Here is a 15,286-nt window from a genome sequence, read left to right as displayed (position 1 = left end):
ATTTAGCCAATTCGACAATGATGGTTAAATATTTTTCATTTTTTTTATGACCGTCATAAAGTCTACTATCCGTCGAACAAAATCAGAGCATTCTTTGATCTTGTTGTCGCAAGGATTCGGCCATACGCCCATTAAGCCAACACAATGGACGCCCACACTTTGACCATCTTCTAACAGGGCCCTTAAGGTTTATGGGCCATGGACAGTAATTTTATATTCAATCGTTTGATTAAATGTATAATGAACCAATCAAACGATTGATTGCCTCTCTTGGCAGCTAATGGAGATTATCGATATGACCCAAACAAAAAGCATTGGAACTGAAGCAAACAGTGCCCGTAGCCGATTAGTAACGGCGGCATTGCGTGTTTTTGCCGAAAAAGGATATGAAGGCGCTTCCMCCCGGGAAATATGCGAGCTGGCGGAAGTGAATATATCGTCTATCCGCTACTACTTTGGCGATAAGGCGGGGCTCTATCGGGCGGCATTTACAGAACCTATGTGTGACGCACCTTGTCGAATCAATGCTGAAGCTTTCACGATGCTAACTTTACCGGAAGCGCTTAAATTATTTTTTGTGGAGTTTCTTGACCCGTTAAAACGCGGTGAGGAATTTCGGTTAGTCATGAAACTGCATTTTCGGGAAATGATCGAACCGACCGGCGCGTGGCGAGAAGAGATCGATGCTGAAATCAAGCCGCAACACGAAGCCATGGTGTCTTTATTGAAACAACATTTAAGGCTTAAGCGTGCCGATATCGATGTCCACAGGCTTACTTTCGCCATTATTGGCATGGCAGTGCATTATTATGTTGGCCACGAAGTCGTTTCTGCTATTTGTCCTCAGCTATTGAATACGCCTAAAGCTATTGACACCTTGGCCGATCGTTTGGCTGGGTACTCTGTGGCGATGATTGAAGGTGAAACTAAACGTAGAATTACAAGGGAAAAGTAATGAAGAAAATCAACCTGCAAAACCTGGGTTTGAGTTTCATACTCTTGCTCTCGGCAGGCTGCGGCCTAGACGGCGGTTTGCTAATGACGGTCGGCCCTGACTACCAAAACCCAGAACCATCGACAGCACGCCACTGGCAGGCAAAGCAACCGGCTACCGATGGACTGCCCATTGCACATCAAGGCAAGTTGTCCGACTTGGGCAAATGGTGGGAACGCTTCGGCGACCCTGTGCTTAACCGATTGCTCGCCGCCGCGCAAAAAGAAAGCGCTTCCCTCGCCAAAGCAAAAGCTCAGATAGCAGAAGCCAGGGGCAACCTGATTAGCTCAGAGTCTGTATTTCTACCGAGCTTGGATTCCAGCCTAAGCAGCTCCCGTTCGTCTTTTTCTTTTGGTGGTACGCCTTTCTTACGAAACCAACATCAACTCAGTGTGCAATCCAGTTGGGAAATTGACCTTTTTGGGGGCTTAGCAAGGCAACGGGAAGCCTCCGCAAGCCAACTGGAATCCCGTGTGGCATCCTGGCATGATGCCCGCGTGGCGGTGGCTGCTGAACTTGCTAACGAATACCTTGCCTATCGCTATTGCGAAGCGCAAGTCCAATTAAAAAAAACTGATGCCGACTCTAGGCAAGCTTCGGCAAAACTTATGACAATCGCCGGTAACGCTGGCTTTCGCAGTCCGGCAGATGTCGCCCTTGCCAATGCCAGTGCCGCTGACGGCAACAATATCCTGTTGAAACAGCAAGCGCAATGCGAGCGTTCGGTCAAAAGTTTAGTGGCACTAACGGGACTGGACGAATCGCAAATCCAAACATTACTGGGCAATACACAGGAACGATTGGCGCAATTGCCCAATCCGCCGTCTTTCCAGGTAAACTCCGTCCCTGCCGATGTGATAAGGCAGCGTCCCGATATCGCCGCCGCCGAACGTAACATGGCGGAAGCTAGCGCTAAAATCGGCGTGGAACAAGCCAACCGGTTTCCCAAATTAAGCCTTTCTGGGAATATTACCCCCATATTCCAAAATATAAACGGTGCGGCTTTGACGCTAGCGGAAACATGGTCGTATGGGCCGACGCTAAGCTTACCGCTGTTTGATGCGGGCAAGCGTGCCGCCAATGTGGAAACGGCCAAAGCCAAATATGAATCGTCTGTCGTCCAATATCGAGCGGCAGTTAGGACGGCAGTAAAAGAAGTTGAAGAAGCTTTGGTGCGCTTAACGAGCGCAGATCAACGCTTACCCTTAGCCCGGTCAGCCGCTGCTGATTATCAAACCAGTTTTTTGTCCGCACAAAAACTCTACGAAGTCGGCATGGGAAACTTGATTGATGCCGAAACTGCCCGGCGCACCGCGGTAACAGCCGCATTAGCGGTAAAAGAACTTGAACAGGAAAGAATCAGCGCCTGGATCGCCCTTTACCGTGCCGTCGGCGGAAGTTGGGAAGATCGTCAAACCCAAGAATCGGCGACCATAATGGAAGAACTTCCAGTCAAAAGCGACAAAAATAATTTAAATACAACTTCTCAGTACCCCAGCCTTTTATCTGGAGAAAAATCATGACCCATGGAAAGTCATTAAGCATTTGGATTGCCGCAATCGTGCTTATTGGTTTAGGTACAAATCTAATGTCAAGCAAGGAAGCGCAGGAACCGGTTGGAAATGCCAAGTCGGTCACCCGGCCAGCGCTGAGTGTAGGCGTTATCCAACCAACCCATCTTGATATGCCGCTTGCATTAACGGTAAACGGCTCGGTGGCTGCTTGGCAGGAAGCGATTATAGGCGCCCAGGTAAGCGACCTGCGTCTAGATGAGGTTCACGTCCAAGTGGGTGAAAAGGTCAGAAAAGGCCAAGTATTGGCCGCATTCGCTAAAGAAAGCGTATTGGCGGAAGTGGCCCAAAGCAAGGCAAACTTAGCGGAAGCCGAAGCAAATTTAGCGGAAGCTCGCTTGAACGCTGACCGAGCCAATGAAGTTGCCTCATCGGGCGCCCTCAGCAAGCAACAAGTCATGCAATACTTGACTGCGGAAAAAACGGCAAAAGCCAAGGTCGGATCAGCCAAGGCACAACTGGACAGCCAGCTTTTGCGTTTAAGTCACACCCATGTCATCGCAATCGATGACGGGGTTATTTCGTCGCGCACCGCCACCTTGGGCGCGGTTGCCACACCAGGACAGGAGTTGTTCCGGTTAATTCGGCAAAACCGCTTGGAATGGCGTGCGGAAGTTACTGCCGCTGAAATGGCGCAAATCAAACCCGATACTGACGTATCGATTGCCGTACCCAACGTAGGGCATGTTAACGGTAAAGTGCGGTTTTTGGCACCCACTCTGGATGCGCAAAGCCGCAACGGTTTAATTTATGTTGACTTGCCAAATGCAGCGGCCTCTGGTTTGCGGGCCGGAATGTTTGCCCAAGGCGAGTTCCATCTAGGTAACAAGCCAGCTTGGACGATACCGCAAGGTGCATTATCCCTGCGGGAAGGCTTTAGTTACGTTTTTCGTTTAACCGAACAATCGAGAGACCAAGCTAAGGTTACCCAAGCCAAAGTGCAATTAGGTCGACGCTCAGGCGACAATTATGAAGTCCTTTCAGGCCTTAACCCTGAGGATAAGGTCGTCGCCAGCGGAGCTGCTTTTTTGGCTGATGGCGACAGCGTCCGCGTGGTGCAGGAATGAATATTTCCACATGGTGTATACACAATCCGATTCCGGCTTTGATGCTGTTTGTCATGTTGTCGTTTGGCGGCATCTACAGCTTTAAGGCCATGCAGATTCAGAATTTTCCTGACCTGGATTTTCCGACCGTGACCGTTTCGGCAAGCTTGCCGGGGGCATCGCCCGCGCAGATGGAAACGGACGTGGCAAGGAAAATTGAAAACTCGATATCCACCCTACAGGGCTTGAAACATATCACAACCAAAGTGCAAGACGGGAACGCCAGCATCACCGCCCAGTTCCGCCTCGAAAAGTCGGTACAGGAAGCCTTGGACGACGTGCGTTCAGCCGTATCTAAAGTCCGTGCCGATATGCCCGCCGACTTGCGTGACCCGGTTGTCTCTAAAATCGATATGGCAAGCGCCCCGATACTTGCCTATGCAGTCGCTTCAACCCAGCGTGACGATGAAGCCCTATCCTGGTTTGTGGAAGACACCATCGCAAAACGATTGCTCGCCGTTCCCGGTGTTGGTGAGGTAAAGCGCGTCGGCGGGGTCAGCCGAGAAATAAGTATCGCACTTGACCCCATCAAACTCCAATCCATGGGTGCCACAACCGCCGACATTTCAAGGCAATTACATCAAATGCAGCGTGAAAGTTCGGGCGGACGAACCGATTTGGGTAATGGCGAGCAACCTGTCCGTACCCTCGCTAACGTGGCTTCGGCAGAAGAACTGGAACGGATTGAATTGTCATTGAGCGACGGTCGCCATATTCGGCTTAATCAAGTCGCCACCATTCACGATGCCGTCGCAGAACGGCGTTCCTTGGCGATGCTTAATGGCAAGCCCGTCGTCGGTTTTGAAGTCACGCGTAGCCGCGGCGCCAGCGAAGTGGGAGTCGGTAATGGCGTAGAAAAAGCATTGAAGGACTTGCAGTCTACAAATCCTGACATCGAATTCACCGAAGCCTTCAATTTTGTGATCCCTGTCCAAGAAGAATTTGACGGTTCTATGGCGTTACTTTACGAAGGCGCTTTGTTGGCCGTCTTGGTGGTATGGCTGTTCTTGCGCGACTGGCGTGCCACCTTTATCTCGGCCGTCGCCTTGCCGCTGTCCGCCATACCGGCCTTTTTAGGTATGCACTACTTCGGATTCTCCCTCAATGTTGTCACCTTGTTGGCCTTATCGTTAGTCATAGGAATCCTGGTTGACGATGCGATCGTCGAAGTTGAAAACATTGTCCGCCACCAACGCATGGGTAAATCGCCTTTTCAGGCGGCTATGGAAGCGGCTGATGAAATTGGACTGGCGGTTGTGGCCACCACATTTTCCCTGGTGGCCGTATTTCTGCCGACCGCGTTTATGAGCGGGATCGCCGGACGTTTTTTTAAACAATTCGGCTGGACGGCCTCGTTGGCCATCCTTGCTTCGCTTGTGGTTGCAAGAATGCTAACGCCAATGATGTCCGCCTACCTACTGAAACCCAACAACGCCCCGGAACCTCCTGACGGACGCATCATGCGCGACTACCTGAAGTTGGCGAAATGGTGCCTTCGACATCGCCTCATCACAATCGGCGGTGCCTTGGCGTTTTTCATCGGCTCCTTGTTCTTGATTCCCTTATTACCGCAGGGCTTCATACCGCCGGACGACAATCCCCAAACCCAAGTTTTTGTCGAACTGGCGCCGGGCGCCACATTAGGACAAACTCGCGCCTCCGCTGAAGCGGCCAGAAAGTTGATTGCTGACGTTCCTTATGTGCAAAGTGTATATACGACAATCGGCAGCGGCTCAGTTGGCAGCGATCCTATGGCCGGCTCGCAAGGCAGCAGCGAAGTACGCAAGGCAACGCTAACCGTTTTATTGGCCGATCGCAATGAAAGGCCCGTGCGTAAGCAAGTTATCGAGCAAAACATTAGGACGGCACTGGAGACCTTGCCAGGCGTCCGCACCAAAGTTGGCCTTGGCGGTTCCGGTGAAAAATATGTGTTAGTGTTGAGTGGCGACGACCCTCAAGCACTGAACGCGGCGGCCCGTGCCGTGGAAAAGGACTTAAGGACAATTCAAGGCCTTGGCAATATCGCCTCCAGCGCCTCATTAGTCAGGCCGGAAATTGCCGTTCGTCCTGATTTTGCCCGTGCTGCCGACCTGGGTGTCACATCCGCCGCCATCGCCGAGACTTTACGTATCGCCACCGTCGGTGATTATTACGAGTCCTTGCCGAAGTTTAATTTGGCGCAACGGCAAGTACCCATCATGGTCAAACTAACGGAAAACGGACGGAACGACCTGAGCTTACTCGAACGACTGGCCGTGCCTTCAACTAAGGCGGGTATAGGTCCGGTCATGGTTAGTCAAGTCGCAAACCTTGATTTGTCCAGCGGACCGGCCGTCATTGACCGCTATGACCGCTCAAGAAACATCAATTTTGAAATCGAACTAGCCAACCTGCCGCTGGGGGATGTCACCGCGGCCGTACAAAAATTGGCCAGTATTCAATCACTACCTCCCGGTGTAAAACAAATTAATATCGGCGATGCCGAAATGATGGCCGAGCTTTTTGGAAGTTTCGGCTTGGCCATGCTGATTGGTGTTCTCTGTATCTTTGTGGTCCTGGTCTTGCTATTTAAAGATTTTTTGCAACCTATAACCATACTTATGGCGCTGCCCTTATCTTTCGGCGGCGGCTTTGTTGCCCTCTTATTGGCGCAAAAAAGCTTTTCCATGCCTTCCTTGATCGGGCTTATTATGTTGATGGGCATTGCCACCAAAAACTCCATCCTGTTGGTAGAGTACGCTATTGTTGCCCGACGCGATCACGGCATGAACCGAATCGATGCCCTACTTGATTCTTGCCATAAACGCGCTCGCCCAATCATTATGACAACAATCGCCATGGGTGCAGGCATGTTGCCGATTGCCATCGGCATGAGCTCGGCGGATACTTCGTTCCGCAGCCCTATGGCGGTTGCCGTTATCGGCGGTTTGGTCACTTCGACACTCCTCAGTCTATTAGTTATTCCGGTCGCGTACACCGTTTTAGACGATCTTAAGGGCATACTTTCGGTTTTATGGTTGCGTTTACTCGCAATTTCGAAAAAAATGCCTAGCTATTCGGAGAATTAAACGGTTTGAGGTTTAACCAACTAAGTTCCGGGGCAAGCTCCATTCGAATCCCGGGACGGAACCCAACAGATTGATTCCGTTTGTAGTGACAGCCGGATTTAAACGGTCGAACCACGAACGCAACCCACCAGTTCAGTATTTCCTTTGCTTGTATTGCAGTCTGTTTATTGCCTGTCACATATTCGGGTTATAATAAAGCCAAGTCGCCCCACTATGAATAACGTAAAGCTACACAAGAGGATCAAGCCAAACAAAATATGACGCAAAAACTGTATATCCAGACGAATGGCTGTCAGATGAATGAGTACGACTCTGACAAAATGCGCGATGTCCTTCATGCTTCGCATGGTTTTGAATTGATCGATAACCCAGAGCAAGCCGACGTACTGCTGTTAAACACCTGTTCAATCAGGGAAAAAGCTCAGGAAAAAGTGTTTTCCGCACTGGGACAGTGGCGCAAAATTAAAGCGGTTCGCCCTAATGTTATCATTGGCGTGGGTGGTTGTGTTGCCAGCCAGGAAGGTGCCGACATTCAAAAACGCGCACCTTATGTGGACATGGTTTTCGGCCCGCAAACCTTGCACCGCTTGCCGCAATTATTGGATCAAGTTCGGGGTAAGCACAAGCCTGTCGTCGATATTTCCTTCCCTGAAATCGAAAAATTCGATAACTTGCCTGCACCCAGGGCGGAAGGCCCGAAAGCTTTTGTGTCGGTGATGGAAGGATGCAGCAAATATTGTACTTTTTGTGTCGTGCCTTATACCCGTGGAGAGGAAATTAGTCGCCCCTTAAATGACGTAATTGCAGAAGTTTCGGCGTTGGCAAAACAAGGTGTCAGGGAAATCAATCTGTTAGGTCAAAATGTTAATGCTTATCGCGGGGAAATGGAAGACGGCGAGATCGCCGATTTTGCCTTGCTCCTTCATTATGTGGCTGCTGTAAAGGGCATAGACCGGATTCGGTTCACCACCTCACATCCCGTCGAATTCACCGACAATTTGATTGAAGCGTTTGCGGAAATTCCCCAATTGGTCAATCATCTGCATTTACCCGTGCAAAGCGGTAGCGATCACATTTTGAAGATGATGAAGCGCGGCCATACCCGTGCCGATTATATTGAAACCATCCGTAAATTAAGGGTAGTTAGGCCGAATATTTGCCTTTCTTCGGATTTCATCATCGGCTTTCCAGGTGAAACAGACCAGGAATTTGAAGAAACGATGGCTTTTATCAATGAAGTTGGCTTTGACCTGTCATTCAGTTTTATTTATAGCGCCCGCCCCGGCACGCCTGCTGCCGATTTGCCGGATGACATATCGCTTGACGTTAAAAAGCAACGGCTAGAACGCTTCCAAAACCGCATTAACGAAATGGCGGCAGCCATATCGCAAAGCATGATCGGTACTGTGCAAACGGTATTAGTCGAAGGGCCTTCCAAAAAGAACCCTTTGCAAATGCAGGGTAGGACCGAAAATAACCGAGTCGTGAACTTTATCGGTCACCCTCGATTGGTGGGGCAATTCGTGGATGTGCTGATTGCCGAGGCCTTGCCTAATTCTTTACGGGGTCGACTGGTAGAGGCTCCCATTAACCAGCAAATCGCTTATGCGTAATTCATGATATCCGAAGAAATTTCCCTGATCCCGGCAGATAATGCCAGACTATCTAACTTTTGCGGACACTTCGATGCACACTTACGGCAGATAGAACATCGCCTTCAGGTCGAAATCGCCAATCGTGGCAACTTATTCAAGGTGACCGGCCTGGAAAACTCCGTTAAAGCTGCCTGTGTTGTCATGCAGAAATTATTTGAAAGCACCGAAAAGGAAGAACTGACCTCCGAGCTTATCCATTTGGCCATGCAAGACGCCACCATTGATGATTTGTTGGACGGGTCAAAAGAGGTCGTGCAACAGCCTATTACTATAAAAACAAAATACGGCTTAATCAGGGGCAGAGGAACAAATCAACAGGATTACCTTAAGAAAATCGTCTCGCATGACATCAATTTTGGCGTGGGCCCTGCCGGTACGGGCAAAACTTTTTTGGCGGTAGCCTGTGCGGTTGAGGCGCTTCAATCTGAAAAAGTCAGGAAAATCATCCTGGTGCGCCCGGCGGTTGAGGCCGGGGAAAAGCTGGGCTTCTTGCCTGGCGATATGGCTCAAAAAGTCGACCCTTATCTTCGCCCCTTGTACGATGCCTTATATGATATGTTAGGCTTGGAACGAGTTGAGAAAATGATCGACAAGGGCATTATAGAAGTTGCCCCATTGGCTTTCATGCGCGGCAGGACCTTGAATGATGCGTTTATTATCTTGGATGAAGCGCAAAATACTACCATAGAACAGATCAAAATGTTCTTGACCCGTGTTGGATTTGGTTCAACCGCCGTTGTCACGGGCGATGTTACCCAAATAGATTTGCCGAGCGAAAAAATGTCCGGCTTACGGCATGTGCTGGACGTATTAAAAGAGGTTGAAGGCATCAGCTTTACCTTTTTTAATGCGCGGGATGTCGTGCGGCACCCTTTAGTGCAGCGCATCGTCAAAGCATACGAAGCCTACGAACTTAAGGCCAAAACCGAGCAATGAACCTAGTCGAGTTGCAAATTGTTTTTTCTTCGCCAGGCCAACCAGACAAAACGCACATACAGCAATGGATTGATGCGGCATTGCAGGGTTATGGGAAGGATGCGGAAATCGTGGTACGTATCGTAGGCATCCATGAAAGTGCCGAATTGAATAAACAATATCGGCACAAACAAGGCCCGACCAATATCCTGAGTTTCCCGGCAGATATCCCAGAAGGTTTGGGGTTGAACCTATTAGGCGACTTAGTGATATGTGCCCCCGTTATCGAAAGGGAGGCGATGGAACAACAAAAGCAACTAAACCATCACTGGGCACATATTGTCATCCACGGTGTGCTGCATCTGTTGGGCTACGACCACGTCAAAGAAGAGGATGCAGACATTATGGAGGATATAGAAATAAAAATTTTACAGGCATTAAATATCAGCAATCCTTACTTAGAGGTAACCCAGCCATGAGCGACGACAAACCTCCCAGTAGCGGCTCCAATCGGAGCAGTTGGGTAGAAAAAATCAGCCAATTCTTTTCCGATGAACCGCGAGATCTGGAAGATTTGCTGGAAATATTAAGGGAAGCAAAAACAAACCGTTTATTGGATACCGATACCCTCTCCATGATCGAAGGCGTTTTACAAGTCAACCAAATGCAGGTCAGGGACATTATGATTCCGCGCGTGCAAATGGTTGTCGTACCGAATGATGCCGAACTGGACACTATTTTGCCATTGGTGACAGAGTTTAATCACTCCCGTTATCCCGTCATTGATGGGGACCGCAGCAAGGTAATCGGAATTTTACTGGCTAAAGATTTATTGGCGCATTTGGCTAAAAACACCAAGTTGTTGGTCAAGGACATCATGCGGCCCGCTTACGTTGTGCCTGAAAGCAAACGCTTAAATGTCCTACTGAAAGAATTGCGCACTAATGGCAATCACATGACGATCGTCGTCGATGAATACGGACAAACCGCTGGTTTGGTGTCCATTGAAGATGTCCTGGAACAGATCGTTGGCGACATAGAAGACGAACATGACGAACATGAAGATGAAGCCTATATCCTACGCCGTAATGACAAGGAGTTTATGGTTAAAGCTTTGACTCCGATTGAGGAGTTTGACGAGTATTTTTCGACGGAATTAACGACGGATGAATATGATACCGTGGGTGGTTTTATCGTCAGCCAGTTGGAACACATGCCCAAAAAAGGCGAAATTTTTGAAGTGGATAAAATGTGTTTTGAAGTGATACGAGCGGACACTCGACGTGTGCATTTGGTTAAACTGAAAATACTCGATTGAAAATTAATCACCCCTCAAGCTGGCTTTTCAAAATTCATCAACCTAATTCCACAGTGGCAACCTGACTTTTAAAAAGCGCTTGGTTTTTAAGGATACCTATTGCCCCTGTGTCTTCAGCGTAAAAGTAACCGGCCCATCATTGACCAGCGAGACTTTCATGTCAGCGCCAAATTCGCCAAATTGAACGTCAGGATAGGTAGACCCGGCTAGCGTTTGTAGATAGCCAAATAACTGCAATCCTTTTTCTGGCGCGGCTGCGGATGCAAAGCCTGGACGATTACCCTTGTCAGTTTCCGCTGCCAAGGTAAATTGCGGCACCAACAACAAACCTCCTTGAATATCCCGCAAGCTTAAATTCATACGACCGTTCTCGTCTGCGAAAATGCGGTAATTGAGGATGCGTTCCAAAAGGCGTTGCGCCGATCTTTTATTGTCTTCTCGCTCAATCGCAACCAATGCCATAATGCCAACACCAATTTCTCCTATAATGCGGCCGTTTACCCTAACATTAGCGGATGCTACCCGTTGTATAACAGTAATCATGTGTTGGTCTTAAAATAGGATATGCAAAGGATTATATATGCAGGTGATGAAATCAAGACAAGATCTTCGACTGATAAAAATACTGCTGTTAATTTTCAATATTTCAGCCTGTGCCGATGTCTATGAGTGGCAAGATAAGGACGGCAATAAACATTTTTCGGATCGGGTACACGACAACAGCAAGAAAATCGACTTAAACCCGGGATACTCCTATTACAAGGTAGAACAGGTTTATGACGGCGATACGGTAAAACTGTCAGATGGCCGCAAGATCCGCTTGTTGGACATCAATACACCGGAAGTAAAGCACCGAAACCAGGATGCCGAAGCTGGGGGCGAAATAGCCAAACAATGGTTGACGAATAAGCTAAAAGACCAGAAAGTGCGCTTAATGACGGATGTTGAGCAAACTGATAAATATAAACGCACCCTCGCCTACTTAATCACTGAAAACAAGGAAAACATCAATGTGCAATTGGTGGAACTCGGCCTGGCAGCAGTCAATATTTATCCCCCGAACTTGCTCTATGTTGATGAGTTAGTGGCGGCAGGAAACCGCGCACAGCAAGCTAAACGAGGCATTTGGCAGCAAGCCCAATATACCGTCATCCCCGTCGACCAACTGGGCAATGACGGACATTCAGGCTGGACACGGTTAAAAGGGAAAGTGTCGAATATCAGAAGCAGCCGAAAATTTGTTTATCTTGATTTTTCTGATGTGTTCCAAGCACGGATTGAAAAACAGTGGCTGTCATTATTCCCAGAAATCAACAGCTACCGGGGGCGGACGATTGAGGTGCGCGGTTGGCTCAATAAAAATCGTGGAGGATGGTCTATGCTGATACGACATCCCAGTGCAATACATGGAATATCGGATTAAAAAGCGGCCCCGGATAGATTCCGCGCTTTACATTTATTTTTCAGCCACTTAATTGTAATTCCGCTCACAAATAAAACGGTTGCCGATTGCATGGCTGATTGATAAAGGCCAGTTCATGGGCAATAACCGTCGATACAAATAACATTAACGGATAGCGGCAGAATGCCTTGTGAAGGGTGTTGAACTGGCATCCTTTGTTTAGCGACAAATAAAAAAGTATCTCTTTCCACATTGATAAAACTGCGATATGTCTCACAGAAATTGTTTTGCGGGTTAGCTATAGTTTCTCTATATTAAAACTTTTAAGCCGTAGTGTGTCCGATTGGCGCACTTACTTTTACAATAGACCCCCGAAAAGTGGTCGCCCTTCAGTAAGTTGGTTCGGTTGGTGTGCTTACTGAAGTTTACCTTATCAAGGTGACCGAAATGAAAGCACGAAACAATATTCGATCTGGTTTTATGGCAATACTGATTGCCACTGACCTTATTTGCTCTCCATTTGCTTTTGCAGGCGATCCATCGCAATTACTTGGCAAAGACCTCGATCAAAATCAAGATTTGCTCACTTCGGTTATGCGAGGCCGAAACTATGTGGTCGAGGTTGACCAACAAGGCAAAATCAAACAAATAGTTGATACAGGTGCCAATGGAAATGGCGTAGACCCGCAACAAACAGTTAATGGCACTTATGCCGCTACCGTATCTTCAACGACTTCTTCGGTTGAATTGCCAGAAAGCCATCAAGGCCAAGATGCAATTGATTTCCTGGGTGAGGATTTACCTGAAATCGCCGCCAACTACGGTTTTACGCCTGACAAGTTGGAAGAATTATTGCTAAATGACAATACTATTCGTATCGACAACAACAGCCGTATTTTTTATGTTGACGATTCTGTAGCGCAACAAACGAGCTTCGCACCCGACGGCACCGAAGCGACACTGACGGGATCGGCAATAAATGAACCTCCCGTGCCTATTGCATCGCCAGCTTCATTAGCCAATGCCTTTAAGCTACACAGCAAACCTGGCGCAAGCAAGACTATCTACCTTGATTTCGATGGCCACACTGCCACAGGCACGGCATGGTCGACGTCGTCTATTGAAGCACCTCCGTTTGATTTAGGTGGCAACACAGCGGTTTTTGATGACAACGAACTTAGCAATATCATCAGCATTTGGAACAGGGTGTCTGAAGACTATATCCCATTTGACATTGATGTCACTACAGAACCGCCTTCAACGGATGCATTACTTCGTACCAGTGTGGCCGACAGCACTTACGGCACCCGTGTCGTCATCACAAAAACGGGTACGGTGAGCTGCAATTGCGGCGGTATTGCCTATGTTGGCGTGGTCTCCATGATCAACAATACGTTTTATCAACCAGCTTGGGTTTTCCAGCAATCATTGGCGAACAACGAGAAATATATTGCCGAAGCGGCATCGCACGAAGCGGGACATACCCTAGGTTTATTTCATGACGGGCAAACGGTAGGCACGACGGTTAACGGCTACTATGCGGGACATGGCACTGGAACGACAGGCTGGGCACCGATAATGGGGGTGGGTTATTACAAAAATGTCACTCAATGGAGCAACGGAACGTACCCAGGGGCCAATAACCAGCAAGACGATATCGCTGTGTTTGCATCGAAAGGCATTCTGCCAAGAACGGATACGGTGGGCAATACCATTGCAAATGCAAGTTCTTTAGAATCTACCAATACAAACCCCACCGGAATCGTTCAAACATTTGGGGTGATTGAAACTTCAACCGATGTTGATATGTATATGTTAAACACTGCGGACGGTGTAGTTAATTTAACCGTTAGCCCCGCTACGAAAGGCCCAAATCTCGACATCCAATTGGCCCTGTACAAGCCCGATGGAGCGGTTGTGACCACCATCGCGCCCGAGACTGCACTGTCGGCAAATATCAATATGACTTTATCCGCTGGGACCTATTTCCTGGCAGTGAGCGGGTCGGGTCATGCGCCATCTGGTTCCGACTACGGTTATTCAACCTATGGCAGCCTGGGACAATACCAAATCACAGGGGCATATCCAGCAGCCAACAATGCAGTTTCGCCGACAGCGGTTTTGGGCGCTTCAACCGTGACAGGCCCAGCCGCGCTGACCGTCAATTTTTTAGGCAGCGCCTCAGTGGGCAACGGCAGCATAATCGGATATCAGTGGTCATTCGGTGACGGCACATCCTCAACTAGCGCAGACCCCGTACATACTTACGCAACGGTTGGCAGCTTTACGGCATCGTTGACAGTCACAAACCAATATCTACTGACGAGCACTAAAACGATACCAATAACGGTGACAGCACCTCAACCTACGGTGCATATTGCGACAGCAACGATGAAACTTAAGAAGACCAGCCGTGTCAATGCGCGAGTGTCAATCAAAGTAGTCAACTCTCTAGGTGTTGCAATACCCAACGCCATTGTTACAGGCACTTGGTCAGGGGCTTTTGCCGGTAGTTTAAGCAGTAAAACCGCCAAAAACGGTATAGCCTTACAAACATCTAAGGCAACACATTTACGTAAAGGCGCATCAGGCACATATACCATCAACAGAATTTCTGCGCCAGGTTACGTTTACAATCCGACTCAAAACGCGCAAACGGTAATGACGATTGCTTGGTGAGGGATAGAATTGTGCTACCGGACCGAGGTGGTTAACCACGGAATTTAATGCTTTTGGAGCTTGTTCAAGATTTTTTACTAGCCTTGATGATGGAAAGCCATTTTCCCTTGTCGGGGCTGCGGGCCTTTTTGAACCTATCAACTGCCAGATCAAGTATAACTTTTAGCCTAAGCACTAGGATTAGGGTCTGTACTCATCTCATACAGCAAAGCTCTCAGGTTTTCTCCCTCGCAGCATTCGATTTCCTTAAGTTGAAAATCGTAAAAGTCATGTCCCCCATCGCTAAAATCCCTACGATAAGGGGCAACTGAAGTTAGCTGGCCTTTCGTTGAAAAATCACCTTTCTTGATTCCTTTTTCAGGATTATGGATAAATAAATCGGCTAATATCCTTAATCTGCAAGTATTTAAAATTTTCATCGTCACCACTTAATCCAATAAAATAAAGTTATCCTACCTATAGATTTATTGCGTTTTTACTAGGGGCTGTTCTCATTTAAGCCAAATCAACACGCTGGCCAAGCTCAGCATAGTCATATAGTTGACCGCCAGCCGTTCGTATCGGGTGGCGACACGGCG

Annotated in this window: 12 protein-coding genes; 10 read left to right on the top strand and 2 right to left on the bottom strand. The window is 48.3% G+C overall.

Annotated features, from left to right (window positions below; genetic code table 11):
- The first annotated feature begins 295 nt into the window (after positions 1-295).
- The 8 genes from MGMO_RS04560 (at position 296) to MGMO_RS04525 (ending at position 10,627) form a co-directional block, all read left to right on the top strand.
- On the top strand, positions 296-955 hold the full coding sequence (locus MGMO_RS04560; protein WP_023493861.1) for a CerR family C-terminal domain-containing protein: 660 nt from the start codon (positions 296-298) through the stop codon (positions 953-955).
- Positions 955-2,517: an efflux transporter outer membrane subunit gene (locus tag MGMO_RS04555; protein WP_023493860.1), complete on the top strand. Its 1,563-nt coding sequence runs from the start codon at positions 955-957 to the stop codon at positions 2,515-2,517. Before MGMO_RS04560 ends, MGMO_RS04555 begins: the two co-directional genes overlap by 1 nt.
- Positions 2,514-3,632, top strand: a complete 1,119-nt coding sequence (locus MGMO_RS04550; protein ID WP_023493859.1) for an efflux RND transporter periplasmic adaptor subunit — start codon at positions 2,514-2,516, stop codon at positions 3,630-3,632. Before MGMO_RS04555 ends, MGMO_RS04550 begins: the two co-directional genes overlap by 4 nt.
- Positions 3,629-6,739, top strand: a complete 3,111-nt coding sequence (locus MGMO_RS04545) for an efflux RND transporter permease subunit (protein WP_023493858.1) — start codon at positions 3,629-3,631, stop codon at positions 6,737-6,739. The genes MGMO_RS04550 and MGMO_RS04545 overlap by 4 nt, the downstream gene beginning before the upstream one ends.
- A 257-nt stretch (positions 6,740-6,996) precedes the next feature.
- Positions 6,997-8,352, top strand: a complete 1,356-nt coding sequence (miaB, locus tag MGMO_RS04540) for a tRNA (N6-isopentenyl adenosine(37)-C2)-methylthiotransferase MiaB (RefSeq protein ID WP_023493857.1) — start codon at positions 6,997-6,999, stop codon at positions 8,350-8,352.
- Between the two features lie 3 nt (positions 8,353-8,355).
- On the top strand, positions 8,356-9,330 hold the full coding sequence (locus MGMO_RS04535) for a PhoH family protein (RefSeq protein ID WP_023493856.1): 975 nt from the start codon (positions 8,356-8,358) through the stop codon (positions 9,328-9,330).
- Positions 9,327-9,788 (top strand): rRNA maturation RNase YbeY, encoded by a 462-nt coding sequence (gene ybeY / locus MGMO_RS04530; RefSeq protein WP_023493855.1) that lies wholly within the window; start codon positions 9,327-9,329, stop codon positions 9,786-9,788. Before MGMO_RS04535 ends, ybeY begins: the two co-directional genes overlap by 4 nt.
- Positions 9,785-10,627, top strand: coding sequence for an HlyC/CorC family transporter (locus tag MGMO_RS04525; RefSeq protein WP_023493854.1), 843 nt, complete (start codon positions 9,785-9,787; stop codon positions 10,625-10,627). The genes ybeY and MGMO_RS04525 overlap by 4 nt, the downstream gene beginning before the upstream one ends.
- A 96-nt stretch (positions 10,628-10,723) precedes the next feature.
- Here the strand turns inward: MGMO_RS04525 and dtd are convergent, their stop codons facing one another.
- On the bottom strand, positions 10,724-11,170 hold the full coding sequence (gene dtd / locus MGMO_RS04520; protein WP_023493853.1) for a D-aminoacyl-tRNA deacylase: 447 nt from the start codon (positions 11,168-11,170) through the stop codon (positions 10,724-10,726).
- 46 nt (positions 11,171-11,216) lie between these two features.
- On the opposite strand from dtd, the gene MGMO_RS04515 reads away from it, so the two are divergent.
- Positions 11,217-12,050 (top strand): thermonuclease family protein, encoded by an 834-nt coding sequence (locus MGMO_RS04515; RefSeq protein ID WP_036306895.1) that lies wholly within the window; start codon positions 11,217-11,219, stop codon positions 12,048-12,050.
- Between the two features lie 426 nt (positions 12,051-12,476).
- Positions 12,477-14,708, top strand: coding sequence for a PKD domain-containing protein (locus tag MGMO_RS04510; protein WP_023493851.1), 2,232 nt, complete (start codon positions 12,477-12,479; stop codon positions 14,706-14,708).
- A 167-nt stretch (positions 14,709-14,875) separates the two neighbouring features.
- Here the strand turns inward: MGMO_RS04510 and MGMO_RS04505 are convergent, their stop codons facing one another.
- The gene (locus tag MGMO_RS04505) at positions 14,876-15,127 is read right to left on the bottom strand and encodes a hypothetical protein (RefSeq protein WP_023493850.1); all 252 of its coding nucleotides are present in this window, start codon (positions 15,125-15,127) and stop codon (positions 14,876-14,878) included.
- Between the last annotated feature and the right edge of the window lie 159 nt (positions 15,128-15,286).

The sequence above is a fragment of the Methyloglobulus morosus KoM1 genome, assembly GCF_000496735.2.
Lineage (GTDB): Bacteria > Pseudomonadota > Gammaproteobacteria > Methylococcales > Methylomonadaceae > Methyloglobulus > Methyloglobulus morosus.
Note: the sequence above shows the minus strand (reverse complement) of the source record. Positions and strands in the feature narration are given on the sequence as shown.